Raw genomic sequence first — 20,240 nt, forward strand, 5'->3', positions numbered from 1 at the left:
CCCGCCGCGCGTGCAGACGGCTTTCCGCCTGGCGCAAGCCAGCACTGGGCGCAACCACGCTCCACGCCTTTAGAAGGCGTAATGGCAAAGGGATGAATACCGGGCTTTGATGCGGTGCACTCTTGCCGTAAACTTTGCTGATTGCGGCAATTGGGAAGTTCAACATGGCTTTTGGCGGCGCGAACGACAGAAACGATCTGCCGCGCCTGGCGCGCATCGATCCAAAGCTGTTCGATATTCTTTTCAGCGGCTGCAAGGTCGAGCGCTGCGCCGCGGGCCAGCATCTGTTCGTCCAGGAAGATGCCGCCGACCGCATCTATGGGGTGATGAGCGGCACGGTGGAAATCTCGATCTATTCGCCCGGCGGCCAGAAGCTGGTGGCCAATATCGAGCTGTCGCGCAGCCTGGTCGGCGAGATCGGCGCGCTTGACGGACGGCCCCGCACCGCTACCGCCATCTGCCTTACCGCGTGCGAACTGGTCTCGCTCAGCAGGACACAACTCTTTGATCGCATTGAAAGAAATCCGCCACTGGCGCGCGCGATGATCGAACTTCTGTGCGCCAGGCTGCGCTGGGTGAGCGGCGAGCTTGGCGACCAGGCCTTTTTCGGCATCGAGGCAAGGCTCGCCAAGCGCATGGTCTTCCTGGCCGAGGTGATGGCCGATAGCGCTGGCTGGATACCGATCTCGCAATCGGAGCTCGGAGAGTTCCTTGGCGCCACGCGCGAGTCCGTCAACAAGACCCTCAATGACTGGCGCGCCCGCTCGTTCATCGCCATCAAACGCGGCGGCCTGCGCATCACCGACACCGGCGCGCTGCGCCACATCGCCGAGTCGCAGGACGACGACTGACGTTTCTTGCCCACGGAAGACCAGCCGAATCAGAGCCGCGAAATCAGGTAGCGCAACGCCGAGCGGCTGGGCATGAAGAAATATCCGCCACCCCTTGTGGTGACGAACTGCGGCATGTCACGGAGCGTCGTGACCTTTTCCCATGACGGAATGGTGAACCTGCCATCGCCGTCGCGCGAACCAATCGTCGGGTCCTTTTCAGCGATGAGGCCCTGGAACGTGGCCGACGAAACCCAGGTCTGCTGGATGAATTCATACTGGCGCTCGATGTCGGCGTTAAGGCACATGAAGAGCAGTCCCTTTTCGACCTTGCCATTCTTGCCGTCCTGCTTCTCATAGGTGCGGCCGACCCGCAGGATACGATGGCGCTTGCCGATATTGATCTGCGTATCGCGGTCCTCGCCCAGCGAATCGCGCGGGTTGGAACGGCGTATGTGGGCACCAAGCGGGCAGCGATGGCCTTGGGGATCCTCGGCGCCAGTGGCGAAGTTGTTGTCAATGAAGCGCCCCGGATGATCGGGGTTGCGCACCAGCGAGCTACCGTTCTGCCAGCGGCCGAGCATCTTGGCGGCAATCCAATCTTGCGTGATGGCTTGGTTGCCGAGTTGGCTCGCGACCAAGGCTGCAGCCTTTTTGCAGTAGTCGTTGAAGACGTCGACATGCTGCTCGAACTGGCGAATAACGAGGAATGAGCCGTTGCGGCCGAAATCGCGCGGCGGTGGCGGCAAGCCCGGAATGAGCCGGCTGCGGCGCACCTGCGAAAGGATTCCGGTCCGATCGCGTGATGCGCTAACCGAGGGCGAGGCTGGATAGAACCCATGCTCGTCACGATAACCGAACAGGAACTCGCCGGGCGCGACCAGATGCATGGGCGCGGCGCCCCTGCTGGCGCGGGTCGTACCCCGGACAATCGGCTGCGAAATCCCGTCCGCGAAACCGAAATGCTCGTAGGCTGGCCCACGTTCCGACCTATCGTCACGCTTTGCCCCGTCGGACGATTTCGTATTCGTGTCGGTCGAGCCCCGCTTTACGGCGAGCGGCAGTTCGGCGACGACCTTCATGCCTGCACCGGTCGTCATTCGTTTCACGGTGGCAATCTCGGTCTTCAACCTTCCCGGTTCTTCAGCATAGCAGACGATGACCAGGTCCACAGGGTTCTCCAACGATCCCCACTCCCATTCGTCTGGGCCGTCGCGACCTCGGTCGTCCAGTATGCGCCCACGCTCGGGATTGCCCATGCCATGGCGAAAGGCGATCGGAAATGTTTCCAGTGGATCGTCCCCCAAACTCTCGTCGAGCCCAAGCTGCCGCAGGCCACCGGGACCAAAGGCTACTATCATGGCTCGCCCGGCGGGCCTGCCTTCGCCGAAACTCGTCTGGTCGACAACGAAATCGAGCCAGGCTCTGCGCTTGGGCGCCGGCAACTTGTCCGGCACGCGGATCGCAAGCATATGCGAATAACCGAGCGGGCCGAGCGGGCCGAAGAAGATGGACTGGATCTCGCCGGTTTCCAGCTGCTGTTCGAGAGGTGCCGGAAAGGCAGAGCTGATATTGGCCAGCAGCGAGGTGGTCTTTTGAACGGTGGTTGTTTCGCTCGCCGGGCGCCGTAGCGAACCGAACAAGCTCAGCCAGTCGCGCGCCTCGTTGCCGACGGCGGAAGCAATGCCGCGCCTGACCCGGGAATTGATGCGGATGCGCGTTGTGTTGATTTGGGGATAGGCGGAATACCAGAACAGTGTCGGCACCTGCTGGCGCCGCGCCCAGCGCTTGAAGCGATCGCCGTCGCGCGCGCCGTCAAGGAACAGCCATCGTGTGCGTGGATAGCCCACGGTGTTGCTCCACACGCCGGTCAGGCCAGCGGATGCCTTGGCGATAAAGTCCTCAAGATAGCTTTCCCAGCTGCCACCGTAGTTGGAGAAGAACATCAGCCGGTTGGAGCCGGGCAGCAGTATCCAGCGGGCAAAATGGATGGTGTTGATGGTGTTGAGGAAGCCTGGCTTGAACACCTTCTGGGCAGCTATCGAGATCAGGTAGAAGGAAAACCTGAGCGCCAGCCGCCGCAAGATGCCAGCCTTCATCGTCGAAATCGCGGTCAGATGGTTCTGCGCCGCGTGGTTCTCCTTGACGAGTATCGCGTTCAATTCAGATATGCCGATCGATGTGCTTTCCGGCTGATCTCTGTCCTCGCGGCGTCGGAGCGCCAGCAAGCACGCAAACACCAGCAGCGCCGCTGCCACCAACACTCCAAGTCCCGACAACAGAAGTGAAGTTATTGCTACGGCTATGGCGGTGAAGGAGATTTCCTGGGAACTGATGTCAATGGATCGGCCGAACACCACACTGTAGGTCATGTACCAGCAAGCCGCCCAGATGATCGCCACCGTGACGAAGACCGGCGGTACCAGCAAGGTCGTCATCAGGGCACGGCCCCAATGGCCCGGCGGCTTTTCCAGCAGGCTCTCGGCCGGCTCGAACGCCCAGGCAAACGTCCCCAATGACTGAAGATGCTGGCGAGCTTCAGCGAGTATGGCGGGAGCGTTGCCGGTGCCTTTGCGTGGCCGCTCCACGATGCCGCGCACAGCTTCGAATAGTTCTGCCTCGGCCATGATGCGCTGGACCGAGTGACCGGGCGTGCCCGAAAACACCAGTCCGGCGTTGCTGCCGAAGGACGGCGAGATGTCGACATTGTGCTTGCGCAGGAAATCGTTCAAGGCACCGCCATCGCGCAGGTCGCAGACGTCCTTGAAGATCGGCCGCAGCCGGTGCCCGATGGCGTGCGTCACGGCATTGATGACATCGTCGATGCTGCCGTCGCCGGAAATCTCGAGAACCAGAGCTGCCTTTTCCTGACCGGAATCAGCGTCGATCTCGCCCGTGCCGACAACCGCCAGGCTGGTGAAATGGATGGTGCCGACAATGTCGAGCGCGGTGCGGATCTCTTCGCCGGCCGGATTGCCGAGGCTGGCAACCTTGTCGCGGAAAGCGTCCAGCGATCCGGACCGGGTGACCGGGCAGACCACCGTCACCATCGACTGGGTGACGGTGCGGCAGAGTGCTGCCGGTTCGAAATCGACCTTGAGGGTTTCGGGATAAGCGCCGATGCGCGTCATCCGCCCAGCCTTGCCCGACATGCGGCGCAGGTTCTGCTTCTGGAACAGAGCGCGCAGGCTTTCGCCGATCTGGATCCTGGCGATCTCGGCGCCGATGCACTGATGGATGCCGTGGCCGAAGACCATGTAGTCGCGATGCGGGCGCGATGTATCGAACTGGTCCGGGTTCTGCACGGCGTCCGCATCGAACATCGCCGACAGCGTGGCCGGCATCACCACGGTGCCCGCCTTGACGAGGCGCTCGCGTCGCGTGCCCTTGCCGATGATCGCGTCGCGTGCGGTGTAGCGCCACGGGCCGATCCAGATCGGCTTGAAGCGCATGGCTTCAAGGACGGCCTTGTCCAGCTTGCCGGTGTCGTTTTCAGCAAGTGCCGCGTCGATCGCCTGCCGTGCATCTGGCCGCGACAGGATCACGTCGAGGCAATTGCCGCTGGCCAGAACATTGGTCGGGACGAAGCCGGCGATCATGCCAAGCATGATCGAGTTGAGGTCGTCCCGCGACAAGCGGCCCTGGTCCATCTGGGCAACCAGCCTCGCCAGCGGCTGCTCGGTCTTCAAGCCCCGGTCCCTGACCGACTGGATCGAGCGGTCGATGACTTTGAGAAGGCGATCGCCCGCCACCACTGCGAGCTCGCGCATGACGGGGCTCGCCCCCGGGTCCGAAAAGAACAGTGCGCTGAGCGCAATCGACCAATCGGCGAATTCCGATTCGTCGTCGATCTCGATCCCGAAATAATCGCGGCAGATGTGCACTGGAACGAGCTTCAGCAATCCGGAGATCGCATCGAAACCGGGGCTGGCGTGCATCATGATCTCTTGCGAATGACGCGCTGCGATCGGCCTGACGGCGGCTTCGACTTCGGCTGGCGGAAAGGCGCTCAGCACCGACGATTTCATCCGGCGGTAGTCGGCGCCGTCCTGCATGCCGAGGATGAAATTGGAGCCTCGCGCGAACTCGGTCATTTCCGGGCCGTACGGGGTCTGGAATTCGTCGCCGCGCTCCAATATGTCGCGGACATCGGCGTTCTTGGTGACGAGCAGAACCCCGAATAGTTTGCCGGTCGGGCGGAAGCGCCGCAAGAACGCCAACCACACGCGCGGATGATCTTCGACGACAAATTCGGCGATGCGCGCCAAAAGGCCCGTTTTGCGGATCCGGCCGAGATCGAAAGGCGGCATTTCCGACAGCGGTCGCTGGTTTTTCTGGGCCTCACGAATGCCGTCGAAATACTTCAGTTTGGTCATGCGCGTTCAAGCCCCCCGGCTGTCCACGTTATTGCGATGCCGGCCCTTCAACGCCTAGGTTTGCATCGATTGTACGTATGTGAATTTTTTCACAGTTAGTCGGTGTTCGGCCAGCATTGAACGCCATGCTCATTTGGCCAGTTGGAAATTGGCGACGAGGAACTCGTTCGCGGTCTTGTCGGTAAATGGTATCCAGCGCACACGCTCTTCGGAAAAATCGGGATGCCGAGTGGCGAAAATGGCCATCTCGCGCCGCGCCTGTTCCGGCCGGCCGCTGCGCATCAGCGCGCCGATTTTCAGGAACCTGGCATAGAAATAGCCCGGAGACAGGTTGAGCGAGCGGTCGGCGGCGGCGATCGCCGCCGGCCAGTTCTCGACGAAACTGTAGGCTGCCGTCAATTCCCCCAGATTGTGGAAGCGGTAGAGGTCGAACGGGCTCAGTCGCTCGGTGTCGAGAAAGAACGGAATCGCTGACGCGGCATTGCCGAGCAGCAGCTGGGCGCTGCCCATGGCCGAGCGCGCGAAGGCAAAGCTCGGATTGATGTGGATCGCTTCCTCGAGATGGTCGACCGCCGATCGCGGTTCGCCTCGCATGATGTCGACGGCGCCGAGGTGGGCGTGCGGACGCGCATCCAGGCTGTCCATCAGCAAGGCCTTGCGGGCAAACTGCTCGACCTTGTTCAAATCGTCGCTGTCGCCGAAACGCAGCCATGCCCGCCAGAAATACCACCACGCCAATTCGTTGAGCACGGCGCTCGAATTGGGGTCCTCGCGGTAGGCCTTCTGGAAGAACTCCAGCGCCGTTTCGGTGTCGCCGCGGGTGCGCCGGTTCATGTGCCAGCGTCCGCGCCGCACCAACTGCCAGGTCTCCAAGCTCTCCCAGGGCACCTGGAAGGTGCGCGCCTGTTCTGCCCGGTCGACCTCCTTGTCGAGGATCGAAACGATCTCGGCGCCGATCTGATCACGCAGGTTGAAGATGTCGACCAGGTCGCGATCGAAGCGCTGTGACCAGACCAGCCGCCCGTTGGACGCGTCCGCCAGCGAGGTGTTGAGGCGGATCTGGCTGCCATTGCGCATCAGCGTGCCGCTGACGATGTAGCGCGCGCCGAGCGCGTTGCCGATCACCCGCGTGCCCAGCGTATCGTCGCGAAACTGGAAGCTGGAACCCTTGGCGATGACCGAGAGCCACTTGGTGTTGGAAAGACCGTAGATGATGTCCTCGGCGATGCCATCGGCCATATAGCCGATGTCGTGCTCGCCGCCGTCCCCATGGAAGGGCAGCACGGCGATAGCCGGCGGCCCCTTGGACGAAAGCTTCTGCTGGGCATTCACCTGAGGAATGGCAGCGAACGATGCCACCGGCGAGGATCCGTTGCCGCTGCGCCCGGCGATCAGGACGCGTACCGGCAGCGCAATGTTCTTCAGCATGAATTCGCCGAGATCGGTGAATTCGGCCGCCGTCTTGTCCTTCACATGGTGCCAGGTCGTCTCCGAGACGGCGAGACCGTCGCCCGGCGCGAACTCTTGGATGCGGGCGGCGATGTTGACGTCGTCGCCGTACAGTTGGCCGCCACGCACGATGACGTCGCCGGTGTTGATGCCGGCGCGAAACGGCATACGCATATCGTCGGCAGCGGATGCGTTGAGGGCGACGATGCGACCCTGAAAATCGAAGGCCGCGCGCAGGGCCTCGATCGGGTTGCCGAATTCGGCCATGATGCTGTCGCCGGCGTCGCCGAACGTGCGGCCGCCAAACGTGCCACAGCTGTCGGCGATGATGTCTCGCCGCTCCTCAAATGCCGCGACAGCAGACTCATCGTCGATGCCCATCAGCCGTGAAAACCCGACGGCATCGATAGAAATGATTGTCGCCAGCTGACGGGTGTAGTTCCGTACAGCCATGTTCGAGCCCCGGTCCCTTCTGGTTCTGGTCCAGCACAGGCGACGACCCGTTCCTGAAACATTCCGCCGCGCACTGAGAGAAGAAATCCCGGCGGGTTTGGCGCGCCATGCCACCCCGCCAGGACCAGAACTCTAGCAGGGTCTTGGGCAAAGCTCTACCACCATCGGGTTGTCCGGCGCAGGTCACGGCAGTGGCCATGGTTAGCCGCCGGTTACCGCACATGCGTGGGGTATTCGCCCTTCTGGGTAGCGTTTCCGGAGCTTTGCGGAAGCCACGCCTCGTTCGGCGGAACAAACTGGCCTGCGAGCGAGTTTCCGGTGCGATCCATGCCAACATGAAATGAGGGCAATCATGCGAAATCTTGTTTTGGCGACCGGCGTTGCACTTCTTCTCGCCGGCTCAACGGCTTTTGCCGCGGACGATGACAGGCCATTGCCGCCGCAGAATGCCCAGAAACTGTCGGCAATCATCGCCAAGGTCGAACAGCGCGACGGCTTCCACTATGTCAAGGAAGTCGACTGGGACAAGGACGGCTACACCGTCACCTATTACACGGCCGACAAGGCGAAAGTCGAAATCACCTTCGATCCGGTGACCGCCGAACCGAAATAGCGCTGCTGCCCCTTCGGCAATTCCTTACAGCGGACTTTTTGCCTAGAGTGATGGGCAAACTGGTGCGTGAGTGGGGCGGTCATGTTTTCTTCCAGCCGGGATTCCAAATGGCTCGTGCCCGCCATTGCCTTGGCCTGCGCGATAATCTGCGGGACCGCGGCACGTGCCGAGAGCCCGTCCTTCGACTGCCGCAAAGCCAGCGTGCCGGCGGAGAAGGCAATCTGTGCCGATCCACAGCTTTCCGACATCGATGCGCTGGTCGCGAAGGCCTTTACGGGTTTCGAACCGGCCTTTGGCGGCGACAAGCGCAAGATCGCACGTGCGCTGATCGCCGACAGGAATGCTTGCGGGCAGGACGCCGCGTGCATCGTCAGCGCCCAGAACAACGCCCTGCAGACCTACGGCAATGCGCCGTCCTGGGTGCAGGACTACAACATCGCCCTGATCGGCAAGAAGGCGCTCGACATCGCCAAACGCCACCCCAAAAGCCTCGACCAGCCCCTGCCCTCGTCGATCGGGCAATGCGCCTTCACCCACATCACGGCGCTGACGACGCGGCTCGGCGACGACCCGCTGGAAACCGCCAGTCCTGAAGCGGGCAGTCTGGCGCGATTCAGCAATGGCGGCGCCGGGGTTTCCTATGACCGGGAGCCCGGCCTGGCCAGTTCGAAAGTCGGCGACCCCGTCGTGATGTGCCTGATCTCGGCCCCGCGGGACTGCCCGGAGGGCGACGAGCGCGGCCGTGTCTATTACGGCGTCGACCTCACGATAAAGGGCACGTGGGTGCTGCCCGATTCGCAGCATATGTGCGGCGGCGCCTGAGGATTTGCCGCAAAGCACTGCTGGATGCACTCTTGCGCCGATACGCCTTTGATGGCTCAGTGCGCGCAACGATTGCAGGGCACGGGGGTGCATTGGCGATGGTAAAGCATGTTCTGAGGCGCATCCTGATGATGCTTGCCGGCTTTTTCGTTTCGGTGCTGATCGGGTTGATCGCGGTGGTGCTGATCTACTGCGCGCTCAGCGCATTGCCCAACGCGCCGGATTATTTCGGCACCATGAAGTTCACGCCGCTGGTCGTGCTTTTGTGGCCGCCGCTCGGCATGTTCATCTATTTCCTGACGATCATCCTGACCGGTCTGCAGACGCTGGTCTTCGCGCTGATCGCCGAGTTCTTCGCGCTGCGCAATTTCCTGGTCCACATGCTGTTTGGCGCTGCCGCCGCCGCGGCCGGCTTCTTCCTGATCTGGCCCGGTGCCGAGGAGGACGTCGAGCGTTGGGCCGATATCGGCATCATCGCCGGCGCAGGCCTGATCGCGGGTCTCGTCTATTGGCTGATCGCCGGCCGCGACGCCGGCTTCCGGCGTCCGCTCATCCAGCGCTGATCGCACGAAACGCGCGATTGCCTATCGTCTAAAATCTAAAGAAACCAAAGAGATAGGAATGGTTCCTCGTTTTCGATGAACGAGGAACCATAGTGGGATCAGCTCGTCGGCGAACGCACTGCCTCGGTCGCATCCAGCGCCTGCATCAGCCGCGTATCGCGGTCGTAGACGTCGTTGAAATATTCGACGTTGCCGGACAGGTCCGGCCAGGCGGTGAAGTACGCGACATAGACGGGAATCTTGCGCGTCACGTCTTCGGTCGCATGGCCGTGCTTCAGCTTCTCGGCGACGTCGTCAACCGACACGCCGAGCACCGCCGCTGCCATGCCGCGCGGGTCCTGCAGGCGAATACAGCCGTGGCTCAGCGCGCGCATGTCGCGCTCGAAGAAGGATTTTTGCGGAGTGTCGTGCATGTAGATGGCGTGCTTGTTGGGGAACAGAATCTTCAACTCGCCGAGCGCATTGGCTTCGCTCGGCTGCTGGCGCACGCTGTAGGGAATGTTGGCGCCATAGGCGCCCCAATTGACCGCCGACGAGGGAACCCGCTTGCCGCGCGAGTCAGTCACCTCGTAGCCGGCACGGTCAAGATAACCCGGATCGCCGCGCAGCCTGGGCAGCATCTCATTGACGATGATCGACTGCGGCACGCCCCAATAGGGATGGAAATCGACCTGCTTGATCTCCTTGAAGAAGAAGGCTGTCTGGTTGGTGGTCCGGCCGATGACGACGCGGGTCTTCAGTTTCTCCTCGCCATTGTCGATATAGCTGGCGGTAAAGGCGGGCTGGTTGATGAAGACGCGCGGGCTGCCGAGATCGGACGGCATCCAGCGCAGCTCTTCAAGCGCCACCTGCACCTTCTGCAGCCTGTCGGCCTTCGACGCGCCTGCGAGCGAAGCGACGGTGCGCGGGCCGATGACGCCATCGCCCTTCATGCCGGCCTTCACCTGCACGGCCTTGATGACCGGCACCAGTTCGGGAACATAGACGTCGCTGGTGCCGAGCCGGGCCAGTATCTCGCCATAGGCGCCGCCCATCTCGTCGTCGAGATTGCGCGCGAGCAGCGTCAACAGCTTCGGCAGTTCGGCGCTGGTCTCGCCGGGCTTCAGCAACAGCTTGGGATCGACGACGATTTCGTTTTCGGCGCTGGCCTGCAGCGATTCGAGTTCGACGCGCAGCGCCTGATATTCGGCGTTCTGCGGATGCCGCGATTCGAGATAGGTGCGCACTTGCTGGGTGCGGCCGAGCGTCTTCAGCACGCCTTCCATGTCGACCGGCTTCGGCGGAAATTCATAGTAGCCGGTGATGCGGTTGGGATCGACGCGGCCGCTCTGGGCATCATGGGCATAGCGCAGCACGCGCGCCGACAGCGCCATCTCGAAGCGCACGAGCTCCTTCAGATGCGCGTCGGCATCGACCGCCGATGCATTGGCAGCCGGCACTTCGACCGTGTAGTCAGCCGGCGTGAGACCGTAGCTTGCCGCTTCGCCCAGCACCCGCACCGCATCCTGGGCGCGGGCATTGGCGCGGCCATCGTTCACCCAGATGAAGTCAGGATTGGCAGAATAATAGGCGATCAACGCCTTGGCGATATCGGGCTCGGCATAGAGCTCGTAGTCGCTGAGGCCGGCAACGGCTTCGCGGAAGGCCGTGCTTGTCACAGACGGCACAAAGGCGGCATCCTCAGCTGTTGCCACCTGAGGCGGTGCTGCCACCAATGTCGTGAAGTCGACGCGAACCAGACGGTCGGCCTTGTAGGTGTAGTAGCTCGGGCTGCTGATCTTGGTGCCACCGCCGCCTGGTACGGCCGGCTTGCGCTTTGGCGGCGGTGGGAATTCGCCTTGCGGATTGTGCTTGACGCCACCGCCGAACAGCATGTCGAACAGCCCTTGCGCGCTTGCCTGCGGCATGCCGAAGGCCAGCGTTGCCGCAACCGCAAGCGGCATCACAGTGGCTTTATTTCCTGGGAATTTCATGGTTCACCCGCTCCGGCTGCAAGCCGGCTCCCGTTCCGCGCCGCTAGAGATCTTGCCAACCGCATGGCGGATGTAAGGCGCTACTATACTGATTCATACCGATTTCGTTAAGCTTCCATAAATTTCGGCGGGCCTGTTGCAGAACAGTTTCACAACATCGTAACGCCAGGAGCGGCGTTGCCGCCGCCCCGGGTCGTCAAAGCGGACGGTTGCTTCAGGCGTTGGCGCCGCCGTCGATGGTCAGCGCCGCGCCGGTGACGAATCGCCCTTCCGGACCGGCCAGCCAGGCAACCATGCCGGCGATCTCGTCAGCCTTGCCAAAGCGGGGCGTCGCCATCTTCTGTCGCTGGTGTTCGGCATGCGGGCCTTCGGCCGGGTTCATGTCGGTGTCGGTCGAACCGGGGTGAACGACATTGGCGGTGATGCCGCGCAAACCGAGGTCTCGCGCCAGCGCCTTGGTCAGGCCGACCAGCGCCGCCTTGCTGGTCGAATAGGCGCTGAGACTGGTGTCGGTGACGCGCTCCGCCAGATTGCTGCCGATCGAGATGATGCGGCCGCCCTCGCCCATATGGGCCGCAGCCGCTTTCGAGGCGACGAACGGGGCTCTCAGATTGACCTCCATGGTTTCATCGAAGTCGGCCAACGACATTTGCTCGATGGGCGCAGCGCGCCAGATACCGGCGCTGTTGACCAGGATGTCGAGGCGGCCGAAGGCGTTCACGGCTTGAGTGACAGAACTTTCGATAGCGGCGGCGTCGCGATTGTCGGCCTGGATGGCGATGGCACGGCCGCCCGCTGCGACGATCTCGTCGACGATCGCCTGTGCAGGTGCGGCGCTGTTGACATAGGTGATAGCGACATCGGCGCCATCGGCCGCAAGCCGCTTGGCAATCGCAGCCCCTATGCCGCGACTGCCGCCGGTGACGAGCGCTGCCTTGCCGTTCAATCCGTTCGCTGACATGTCATTCTCTCCTTTATGTAACGATCGATACATAAATATCTGGCAGTCTTGCCCGGCCAGGTCAACTGAATTATGTATCGATCAACACAGAAAAGAGCGCCATGCCGGAAAGAGGCCGTCCCCGCACCTTCGATCGAACCGCCGCCTTGCGGCAGGCGATGGAGTTGTTTTGGGCCAAAGGCTATGAAGGCACCTCGATGGCCGAGTTGACCGCGGCGATGGGGATCAGCTCGCCCAGCCTCTATGCCGCCTTCGGCAGCAAGGAGGCGCTGTTTCTCGAAGCGACCGACTATTACACCCGCACCGAAGGCACCGAGATCTGGGCCGCGCTGGACGAAGCACCGACGGCATGCCAGGCGATCGAGAATTTTCTGCGCCAGACGGCCAGAGCCTATTCGCAAAGTGACCGCCCGCAGGGCTGCCTGATCGCGCTCGGCGCACTGCACCAGGACTCAAGCAGCGGCGCGATCTGCGATGATCTGCGCCGCCGGCGCGCCGAAAACCATACCCTCTTGCTGCGGCGGCTGGAACGCGGTGTGGCGGAAGGCGAATTGCCGCCAGGCTTCGACAGCGATGCGGCGGCGACCTTCTATGCGACGGTCCAGCACGGCATGTCGATCCAGGCCCGCGACGGCGCTTCGTGTGACGCGCTGATGGCTACCGTGGCGGGAGCAATGGCGGCGTGGCAGGGGCTCGCCGGAACGGCGTGACAAAAAGCTGGCGTTGTGCTGGAAATCCGGTGAGCGGCGAAGACGCGCCGGGAGGGATCGTCCATGAAAAAAGGCTACCGCGAGCTGCTCGACGAAGCCAATGCTGAGATCGAGGTGGTGTCGCCTGAGGAAGCGGCCGGGCTGCTCGACGACGAGGACACCATCTTCGTCGACCTGCGCGACCCGCGCGAAGTGGAACGGGACGGTCAAATCCCCGGCGCCAAGCATGTCACCCGCGGCATGCTGGAATTCTGGATCGATCCCGAAAGTCCCTACCACAAGCCGTTCTTTGCATCGGGCAAGAGCTTTGTCTTCTTCTGCGCCGGCGGCTGGCGCTCGGCGCTGGCCACCAAGACGGCGCAGGACATGGGGCTGTCGCCGGTCAAGCACATACTCGGCGGCTACACCGCCTGGAAGTCCGCCGGGCTGCCGGTCGAGCCGGGCGGCAAGAAGAAGGGCTAGCTCACTTCGCCTGCGTTGCCGGCTCCGACCAATACACCATCGGAATCAATGCAGTATCGGCTCGCGCTCACTTGTGACGAAGGTCACGGCGCGCTCGACGACGCCCTTGTCGGCGAGAATGCGGCGGTGGCCGAGCCCATCGGCCCAGTGCAGCCGCACATGGCTGCCGGCGCCGGCGTAGCGCCTGGCATGGTCGGCAGGAACCTCGCGGTCATCGGGCGCGTGGATGACCAGCGTCGGCACCGGCGCTTCGGCCAGCTGGCGGTCGCCGGTGAATTCGTCGAGCGGCCGGCCCGACAGCCGTTTCACCTGATCGGCCATGGAAACCTGCGAACGCGGACCGACATTGAGCATGCGGCTGAAGTCGGCGAAGATCGCCGGCAGGGAACTGGGCGCTGCGACCAGCACCAATCGCTCGGCCGCCACCGGCTGGATACCCCTGATGGAACCGGCAATGGCGTTGGCGGCGACGGCGCCGCCGAAGGAATGGCCGATGATCGCCTTGAACGGCCCGAACCAGTCAGCCGCCACCCTGGCTGCCTCGACCGCATTGACCATGTTGAGATGACGGCCCAGCGACTGGCCGTGGCCCGGCAGGTCGAGCGACGCGACCCTGAAGCCGGCATTGCGAAACCCTTCGATCAGCGCACGCATATATTCGGTGCGCGAGCGCCAGCCATGGATGACCAGCACTGTGCCGGCGGACGCCTTGCCCGGCTCCGGCCGGAATTCGTGCACCATAACGCAGCCATTTTTGGTCTTCAGCCGATGATGACGCGCCTCGGCCATGAAGCCGGCGGCACGGTCGACCGCGCGCCGCTCGCCGTCGCTCAGCGCCTTGACGCTTGGCGTGCGGCAGAACAGTTCGAAGGCGGCGCGTCCGCTCAGGCGCGGCACCACATGCTCGGCGGCGCCGAACACGCCCCGGATGACCTTAAGTCCAAATGATGCCATAGTGGCGATCCATCCATTCCGTTCAAGCATGAACATAATAGTTCAAACATGAACATTAAACAAGAGCTGCCCTGGGACAACCCGCGCTTTCGCAACTGGGTCGCGGTGGCGCGCGCCTGCCATGTGCTGGAGCGCGCGCTGGCGGTGAAGCTGGCGCCGCTGGACCTCAAGCCGGCGCAGCTCGACGTGCTGATGAACCTCTATCGCCATCCCGGCATGTCGCAGCATGATCTCGCCCGCAAACTGCTGGTCGGCCGCTCCAACATCACCATGCTGTTGCCGCAGCTCGAGGCGCGCGGCCTGCTGCGCCGTGAAGGCGACGAGAAGGACAAGCGCGTGCTGCGGCTGACACTTACCGAGGCCGGCACCGACCTTTTGATGAAGGCGCTGAAAGTGCATATGGCATTGATCGAGAAGGCAATGAGCCAGTCGACGCCGGAACAGTGCGACATGATCGGCGAACAGATGCGCAAGATCTATGATGTGCTGAAGGACACCTGAGCAACCAGGGCATGGTTCCGGGAAAGATCATGCTCCGGCGTTTCGTCTGAGGGGCCCGCTCACCACATCGTCTTCTTCGCCCGCTCCGGCCATTCCTTGTCGTAGGTTTCCGCGTCGATATTTTTGCGGCTGGTGACTTCCAGTATTTTTCCCGGTGTCGGCAGCGATTTCGGATCGACATGCTTTGCCGGGTTCCACAGCTCCGAGCGAACGATGGCGCGGGCGCACTGGAAATAGACAGAATCGACATCGACCACGGTGACCGAGCGCGCCGGCTTGCCTTCGACGCTGAAGGAGGCGCACAGCGCGGCGTCGGTGGTGATGCGGGCGCGGCCGTTGACACGCAGCGTCGTGCCCGAGCCCGGCACCAGGAACAGCAGCCCGACGCGCGGATCCCTGATGATGTTTTTCAGCGAATCGGCGCGGTTGTTGCCCCGCCGGTCCGGCATCATCAGCGTCTTCGGATCATGGATGCGCACGAAACCGGCGAGATCGCCGCGCGGCGAGCAGTCGAGCCCTTCCGGCCCGCTGGTTGCCAGGGCCACAAAGGGCGAGGCTTCAATGAAGGCGGCATATTCGGGGATGACATGGTCGAGTTCCTTGACCGTCGAAGCTTCGCCGGGCAGGCCATAGAGCGCTTCTAGTTGTTCAACCGATGTGATCTCAGACATTTTCCCGTCTCCGAACCTTTGCCGGCGCTACTCCCAATCAATGACGGTTTGACGACACCGGCGCTTTAGCGGTCGCGGCTCAGCCCCTTCTCCTGGAGTTCCGCAAGATAGGCATTCCAGCGCTCGTCCTTTTCGTGGCCGAGCGTGTGCAGATAGTTCCAGGTGAAGATGCCGGTGTCGTGAAAATCGTCGAAGGTGATGCGCACGGCGTAATTGCCGACCGGCTCGATCTTCAGGATGGTGACATTGCGCTTGCCGGGAACCGTCACCCGTTGCTCCGGCGAATGGCCCTGCACCTCGGCCGAGGGCGAAGCAACGCGCAAGAGTTCGGCCGGCAGTTCGAACGGGTGATGACCGGGAAAGGTGACGGACAGCAGTTTTCTGTCTTTCGAGACCCTGAGTTCCTTCGGCGCCGTCATAGTCGTCCATCCTGCATCAATCCGCCCTTCCCTACGCTGCTTCGCTCAGCCGGAAAAGGTCATTTAGAACTTGCCGACATCGGATGTCGGCCGGGGAATGTTACCAAAGATCAAGAGCGGCTATCTTGAATGGCGGGTTGGTTCGTATCACATAGCTGTATATAACGGCGCCACTAGCAGCCATTGGAAACGCTTGACGCATGGACATGATCGATCCTTTCGGTCGCACGATCAGCTACTTGCGCGTGTCGGTCACCGACCGCTGCGATTTCCGCTGTACCTATTGCATGGCCGAGGACATGGCGTTCCTTCCCAAGAAGGATCTGCTGTCGCTCGAGGAACTTGACCGGCTCTGCACCGTCTTCATCGAAAAGGGTGTGCGCAAACTGCGCCTCACCGGCGGCGAACCGCTGGTGCGCAAGAACATCATGCATCTGGTGCGCCAGCTGTCGCGGCATTTGAAGAGCGGCGCGCTGGAAGAACTGACGCTGACCACCAATGGGTCGCAGCTGTCGCGCTTTGCCGCCGAGCTCGCCGATTGCGGCGTCGAGCGCATCAATGTCTCGCTGGACACGCTCGACGCCGACAAGTTCCACGCCATCACCCGCTGGGGCCATCTGGGCAAGGTCATGCAAGGCATAGACGCCGCCCAGGCTGCGGGGCTGAAGATCAAGCTCAACGCGGTGGCGCTGAAGGATTTCAACGACGCCGAGATACCTGAGATGCTGCGCTGGGCGCATGGCCGCGGCATGGACCTCACCGTCATCGAAACCATGCCGATGGGTGAGATCGACGCCGACCGCACCGACCAGTATCTGCCGCTGTCGCTGTTGCGCGCTTCGCTGGAGCGCCAGTTCACGCTGAGCGACATCCCCTACAAGACCGGCGGCCCGGCGCGCTATGTCCATGTCGCCGAGACCGGTGGCCGGCTCGGCTTCATCACGCCGATGACGCATAATTTCTGCGAAAGCTGCAATCGGGTGCGACTGACCTGCACCGGCACGCTCTATATGTGCCTGGGCCAGGAGGATGCCGCCGATCTGCGCGCCCCGTTGCGTGCGTCCGAAGGCAACGAACTGGTCGCCGCCGCAATCGACGAAGCGATCGGCCGCAAGCCGAAAGGCCATGATTTCATTATCGACCGCCGCACCAGCCGCCCCTCGGTGTCCAGGCATATGAGCGTCACTGGCGGCTGATTTCTTCCGCGATTCAGTGCAAGGAGTGTCTCCATTGTTTGCTGGAGACATCGAATGAATCGTCTTTTCCCGGGTTTGGTATCGGCAGCTTTGATCGCGGCAAACAGTGCCGCTGCCGCGCCGTTCACCTACACCAATGCGCGCTTCGGCACCGTCTGCACCTTTCCCGACGAAATCTTCACAGACCGCCAGCCCGAGCCGGACAATGGTGACGGACAGCAATGGCTCAGCGCCGACGGCGCCAGCCTGATCTGTTCCGGCATCTTCAACATCAGTGAGGATACTCCCAAAACCTTCGTTGCCGAGGAGAAGGCCAGCAAGGAGGCGGGCTACGAGATCAGCTACAGCAAGACAGGCAAGAACTGGGCGGTGCTGTCGGGGCTGAAGGATGGCAAGATCTTTTACGAGCGGCGGCTGTTCGGCATGGACGGCGTCATCCGCACCGTCTGGATCGACTATCCGCCGGTGGTGAAAGCGAAATATGATCCGCTGGTCGGCGCCATTGCCGGCAGCCTCAAAGCCCGTTGAGCATTTTCGGACACATCCCAGAAAAGTCTTCTGCGCCAAACGGCCGGCGGATTTACCGTAAGCGCGATCAGGCCTAGCTTCCCGCCTGTAGCGGTTCTTTGTTCACTGGGGGAATACGACATGCGCAAACTCTTACTTTCACTTGCAGTGGTTGGGCTTGCGGCCGCGCCGGCAGCCGCACAATCGATCGGTGGGAAGTACACCGTCGCCGGCACCAATTTCGACGGCTCGAAATATGGCGGCGAAGCAACCATCACGCTGACCAGCGAGACCACCTGCACCATCCACTGGGAAACCGGCGGCTCGTCCTCTGACGGCATCTGCATGCGCAACGACAATGCCTTCTCCGCGGGCTATGTCATGGGCGAAGAGATCGGCCTCGTCGTCTACAAGGTGGAGGATGACGGCTCGCTGCACGGCCTGTGGACGATCGCCGGGAAGAACGGCAGCGGCACCGAGGTGCTGACGCCGAAATGAGGCTCCCAATCATCTGATCGGCCCTCGCTGGGATTTTACAGGCCACGGGTGAAAATCCGTGGCCTATTTCTTTGACGTTGCTGTCTTGCCGCCGACTGCTACAGGCTAGTGCAAAACCGGTAACGCCCTTGCCCCTTTCCCCAAATCTTCGCGGTGCGCTGTTCATGATGGTGGCCATGATCGGCTTCACCCTCAACGACGCCATCACCAAGTTCTCGTCGGAATCGATGAACATGGCGCAGGTCATGCTGGTCCGCGGCGCCTTTGCGTCGGTGCTCGTCGGCCTGCTCGCCTGGCAGCAAGGCGCGCTGGCTCGCCCAGGCTCGATGCTGCAGCCGCTGGTGGCTCTGCGCGTCGTCGGCGAGGCCGGCGCCACCGTCGCCTTCCTCGTTGCGTTGGCACATCTGCCGATCGCCAATGTGTCGGCGGTGCTGCAGGCACTGCCGCTGGCGGTGACGATGGGTGCGGCCCTTGTATTTGGCGAAGGCGTCGGCTGGCGGCGCTGGCTGGCGATCGCTGTCGGTTTCGGCGGCGTGCTGATCATCGTGCGGCCAGGCTTTGAAGGGTTCAGCGTCTATTCGCTCTACGCACTCGTCAGCGTCGCCTGCTGTGCGGTGCGCGATCTCGCCACCAAGCGCATCCCGCAGGCCATCCCCACGTTGCTGGTGTCGACAGCAACCGCGATCGCCATGACCATTGTCGGCGCCGTGCTGCTGTCGCCGATGGGCGGCTGGACGCCGATGTCGGGCAAAGGCACGGCATTGTTGGCATTGGCGGCGGTGCTGGTGCTGATCGGCTACCAGTTCATCATCATGGCGATGCGTTCGGGCGACATCTCCTTCATTGCGCCGTTCCGCTACACCGCGCTGTTATGGTCGATGCTGCTTGGCCTCAGCATTTTCGGCGACATCCCAGACCTGCCGATGATCGTCGGCTCCGCCATCATCATCGGGTCCGGTCTTTACGCGCTCTATCGCGAGCGGGTCGTCGGCCGGCAGAAGCCCGCGGCCGAAAGCGCTGGACCCGACATGGCGCCGGACGGCATATAGGGCCATGAGCCGAGACATTGCAGGGATCATCCTGGCCGGAGGCCTGTCGCGGCGCATGGGCGGCGGCGACAAGACCTTGCTCGCCCTTGGCGGGCGTCCGCTTCTCGGCCATGTCGTTGCCCGTTTGGCGCCACAGGTCGGATCGTTGGCGCTGAGCGCCAATGGCGATCCGGCACGTTTTGCGGCGTCCGGGCTTTCGGTTCTCGCCGATACGGTCGAGGGCCATGCCGGACCGCTGGCCGGGATCCTCACCGGCCTCGAATGGGCGGCGGCAAACACCGCGTACGAGGCATTGGTGACCGCCGCCGGCGACACGCCGTTCCTGCCGGCCGATCTGGTCGCAATGCTGGCCTCCGCCGCAGCCGATCGGCCAGGCTCGATCGCGGTTGCCAGCTCCAGCGGCAGGCGGCATCCGACCTTCGCACTGTGGCCGCTCGGTCTGCGTCAGGCCTTGCGCCATTTCCTCGTCGACGAGGACAACAGGCGCGTCTCCGCCTTCATCGAACGCCATGATGTTGTCGAGGTGGAGTTTTCGTTGCTGGCCACTGAGGGCGGTCAAGTCGACCCGTTCTTCAACATCAATACCCCGGACGATCTTGCGGTGGCCGAGCGTCTGTTGCAGAGCATCGGGCCATGAACATCTTCGGCATCACCGGCTGGAAGAATTCCGGCAAGACCACACTGACCGAGAAGCTGGTCACCGAGCTCGTCCGGCGCGGCTGGACGGTGTCGACGGTCAAACATGCCCATCATGAGTTCGACATCGACAAGCCGGGCGCGGATTCCTTCCGCCATCGCCAGGCGGGGGCAACCGAAGTCGCGGTGGTGTCGGGCACACGCTGGGCGCTGATGCACGAATTGCGCGGCGAGGACGAGCCGATGCTGGAGACGATCCTGTCGCGGCTGGCACCGTGCGACATCGTGCTGGTTGAAGGCTACAAGCGCGAGGCGCACAAAAAGATTGAGACCCGGCGGCTCGAGGCCAAAGACCGCTCGCCGCTCTCGGCGAACGACGCGCATATCGTGGCGATCGCCGCCGACTTCGCGGTCACTGGCGAAAGCCTGCCGGTGTTCGATCTCAACGACACGGGATCGATAGCCGACTTCATCGAGCGCTCCACCGGCCTCAAACCCTGAGGCCCCTGCCTGAGCCCGGTTCAGCCGCTCTCCCCAGCGGTTTCATTGTCTGACCCGGCGTCAGCATTGGCTGGACCTGCAAATCCCGCAAGCAAC

Annotated in this window: 20 protein-coding genes; 13 read left to right on the forward strand and 7 right to left on the reverse strand. The window is 62.7% G+C overall.

Going from position 1 to position 20,240, the window contains the following annotated elements:
• Positions 1-164: 164 nt before the first annotated feature.
• Entirely contained in the window at positions 165-851 is a 687-nt protein-coding gene (locus FJV77_RS04625) for a Crp/Fnr family transcriptional regulator (RefSeq protein ID WP_142865681.1), read from the forward strand.
• Positions 852-880: 29 nt separating this feature from the next.
• On the opposite strand, the gene FJV77_RS04630 is transcribed toward FJV77_RS04625, so the two are convergent.
• Positions 881-5,206, reverse strand: coding sequence for a cytochrome P450 (locus FJV77_RS04630; RefSeq protein ID WP_142865682.1), 4,326 nt, complete (start codon positions 5,204-5,206; stop codon positions 881-883).
• 129 nt (positions 5,207-5,335) lie between these two features.
• Complete coding sequence (locus tag FJV77_RS04635) at positions 5,336-7,108, reverse strand: adenylate/guanylate cyclase domain-containing protein (RefSeq protein WP_142865683.1); 1,773 nt, start codon at positions 7,106-7,108, stop codon at positions 5,336-5,338.
• Between the two features lie 352 nt (positions 7,109-7,460).
• Between FJV77_RS04635 and FJV77_RS04640 the strand changes: the two genes are divergently transcribed.
• From FJV77_RS04640 to FJV77_RS04650, 3 genes are all read left to right on the forward strand, one after another.
• Entirely contained in the window at positions 7,461-7,721 is a 261-nt protein-coding gene (locus tag FJV77_RS04640) for a PepSY domain-containing protein (RefSeq protein WP_142865684.1), read from the forward strand.
• Between the two features lie 81 nt (positions 7,722-7,802).
• Complete coding sequence (locus FJV77_RS04645; protein ID WP_142865685.1) at positions 7,803-8,543, forward strand: lysozyme inhibitor LprI family protein; 741 nt, start codon at positions 7,803-7,805, stop codon at positions 8,541-8,543.
• A 98-nt stretch (positions 8,544-8,641) separates the two neighbouring features.
• On the forward strand, positions 8,642-9,106 hold the full coding sequence (locus FJV77_RS04650) for a hypothetical protein (protein WP_142865686.1): 465 nt from the start codon (positions 8,642-8,644) through the stop codon (positions 9,104-9,106).
• Positions 9,107-9,204: 98 nt separating this feature from the next.
• On the opposite strand, the gene FJV77_RS04655 is transcribed toward FJV77_RS04650, so the two are convergent.
• Positions 9,205-11,079, reverse strand: a complete 1,875-nt coding sequence (locus FJV77_RS04655; protein WP_142865687.1) for a murein L,D-transpeptidase — start codon at positions 11,077-11,079, stop codon at positions 9,205-9,207.
• Positions 11,080-11,293: 214 nt separating this feature from the next.
• Positions 11,294-12,040 (reverse strand): 3-oxoacyl-ACP reductase family protein, encoded by a 747-nt coding sequence (locus FJV77_RS04660; RefSeq protein WP_142865688.1) that lies wholly within the window; start codon positions 12,038-12,040, stop codon positions 11,294-11,296.
• A gap of 101 nt (positions 12,041-12,141) precedes the next feature.
• Between FJV77_RS04660 and FJV77_RS04665 the strand changes: the two genes are divergently transcribed.
• Both FJV77_RS04665 and FJV77_RS04670 read left to right on the forward strand, forming a co-directional pair.
• Entirely contained in the window at positions 12,142-12,750 is a 609-nt protein-coding gene (locus FJV77_RS04665) for a TetR/AcrR family transcriptional regulator (protein WP_142865689.1), read from the forward strand.
• A gap of 63 nt (positions 12,751-12,813) precedes the next feature.
• The gene (locus tag FJV77_RS04670; protein WP_142865690.1) at positions 12,814-13,212 is read left to right on the forward strand and encodes a rhodanese-like domain-containing protein; all 399 of its coding nucleotides are present in this window, start codon (positions 12,814-12,816) and stop codon (positions 13,210-13,212) included.
• 45 nt (positions 13,213-13,257) lie between these two features.
• On the opposite strand, the gene FJV77_RS04675 is transcribed toward FJV77_RS04670, so the two are convergent.
• Positions 13,258-14,166 carry an alpha/beta fold hydrolase gene (locus tag FJV77_RS04675; protein WP_142865691.1) on the reverse strand — a complete coding sequence of 303 codons (909 nt, stop codon included), beginning with the start codon at positions 14,164-14,166 and terminating at the stop codon, positions 13,258-13,260.
• Positions 14,167-14,214: 48 nt separating this feature from the next.
• On the opposite strand from FJV77_RS04675, the gene FJV77_RS04680 reads away from it, so the two are divergent.
• Positions 14,215-14,667 (forward strand): MarR family transcriptional regulator, encoded by a 453-nt coding sequence (locus FJV77_RS04680; protein ID WP_142865692.1) that lies wholly within the window; start codon positions 14,215-14,217, stop codon positions 14,665-14,667.
• Between the two features lie 59 nt (positions 14,668-14,726).
• Here the strand turns inward: FJV77_RS04680 and FJV77_RS04685 are convergent, their stop codons facing one another.
• Positions 14,727-15,338 (reverse strand): pyridoxamine 5'-phosphate oxidase family protein, encoded by a 612-nt coding sequence (locus FJV77_RS04685; RefSeq protein WP_142865693.1) that lies wholly within the window; start codon positions 15,336-15,338, stop codon positions 14,727-14,729.
• A gap of 65 nt (positions 15,339-15,403) precedes the next feature.
• The gene (locus tag FJV77_RS04690) at positions 15,404-15,757 is read right to left on the reverse strand and encodes a DUF971 domain-containing protein (RefSeq protein ID WP_140628071.1); all 354 of its coding nucleotides are present in this window, start codon (positions 15,755-15,757) and stop codon (positions 15,404-15,406) included.
• 200 nt (positions 15,758-15,957) lie between these two features.
• Here FJV77_RS04690 and moaA point away from each other — a divergent pair, with 200 nt between their 5' ends.
• The 6 genes from moaA to mobB all read left to right on the forward strand — a co-directional run bounded on the left by moaA (position 15,958) and on the right by mobB (position 20,144).
• Entirely contained in the window at positions 15,958-16,953 is a 996-nt protein-coding gene (moaA, locus tag FJV77_RS04695; protein WP_142865694.1) for a GTP 3',8-cyclase MoaA, read from the forward strand.
• Positions 16,954-17,007: 54 nt separating this feature from the next.
• Entirely contained in the window at positions 17,008-17,481 is a 474-nt protein-coding gene (locus FJV77_RS04700; RefSeq protein ID WP_142865695.1) for a hypothetical protein, read from the forward strand.
• 120 nt (positions 17,482-17,601) lie between these two features.
• Positions 17,602-17,958 carry a hypothetical protein gene (locus FJV77_RS04705; protein WP_112561697.1) on the forward strand — a complete coding sequence of 119 codons (357 nt, stop codon included), beginning with the start codon at positions 17,602-17,604 and terminating at the stop codon, positions 17,956-17,958.
• Positions 17,959-18,086: 128 nt separating this feature from the next.
• Entirely contained in the window at positions 18,087-19,007 is a 921-nt protein-coding gene (locus tag FJV77_RS04710; protein ID WP_142865696.1) for a DMT family transporter, read from the forward strand.
• 4 nt (positions 19,008-19,011) lie between these two features.
• Positions 19,012-19,644, forward strand: a complete 633-nt coding sequence (gene mobA / locus FJV77_RS04715; RefSeq protein ID WP_142865697.1) for a molybdenum cofactor guanylyltransferase MobA — start codon at positions 19,012-19,014, stop codon at positions 19,642-19,644.
• Positions 19,641-20,144, forward strand: a complete 504-nt coding sequence (mobB, locus tag FJV77_RS04720; protein WP_142865698.1) for a molybdopterin-guanine dinucleotide biosynthesis protein B — start codon at positions 19,641-19,643, stop codon at positions 20,142-20,144. The genes mobA and mobB overlap by 4 nt, the downstream gene beginning before the upstream one ends.
• Positions 20,145-20,240 lie beyond the last annotated feature (96 nt).

The sequence above is a fragment of the Mesorhizobium sp. WSM4306 genome, from assembly GCF_007003975.1.
GTDB lineage: Bacteria > Pseudomonadota > Alphaproteobacteria > Rhizobiales > Rhizobiaceae > Mesorhizobium.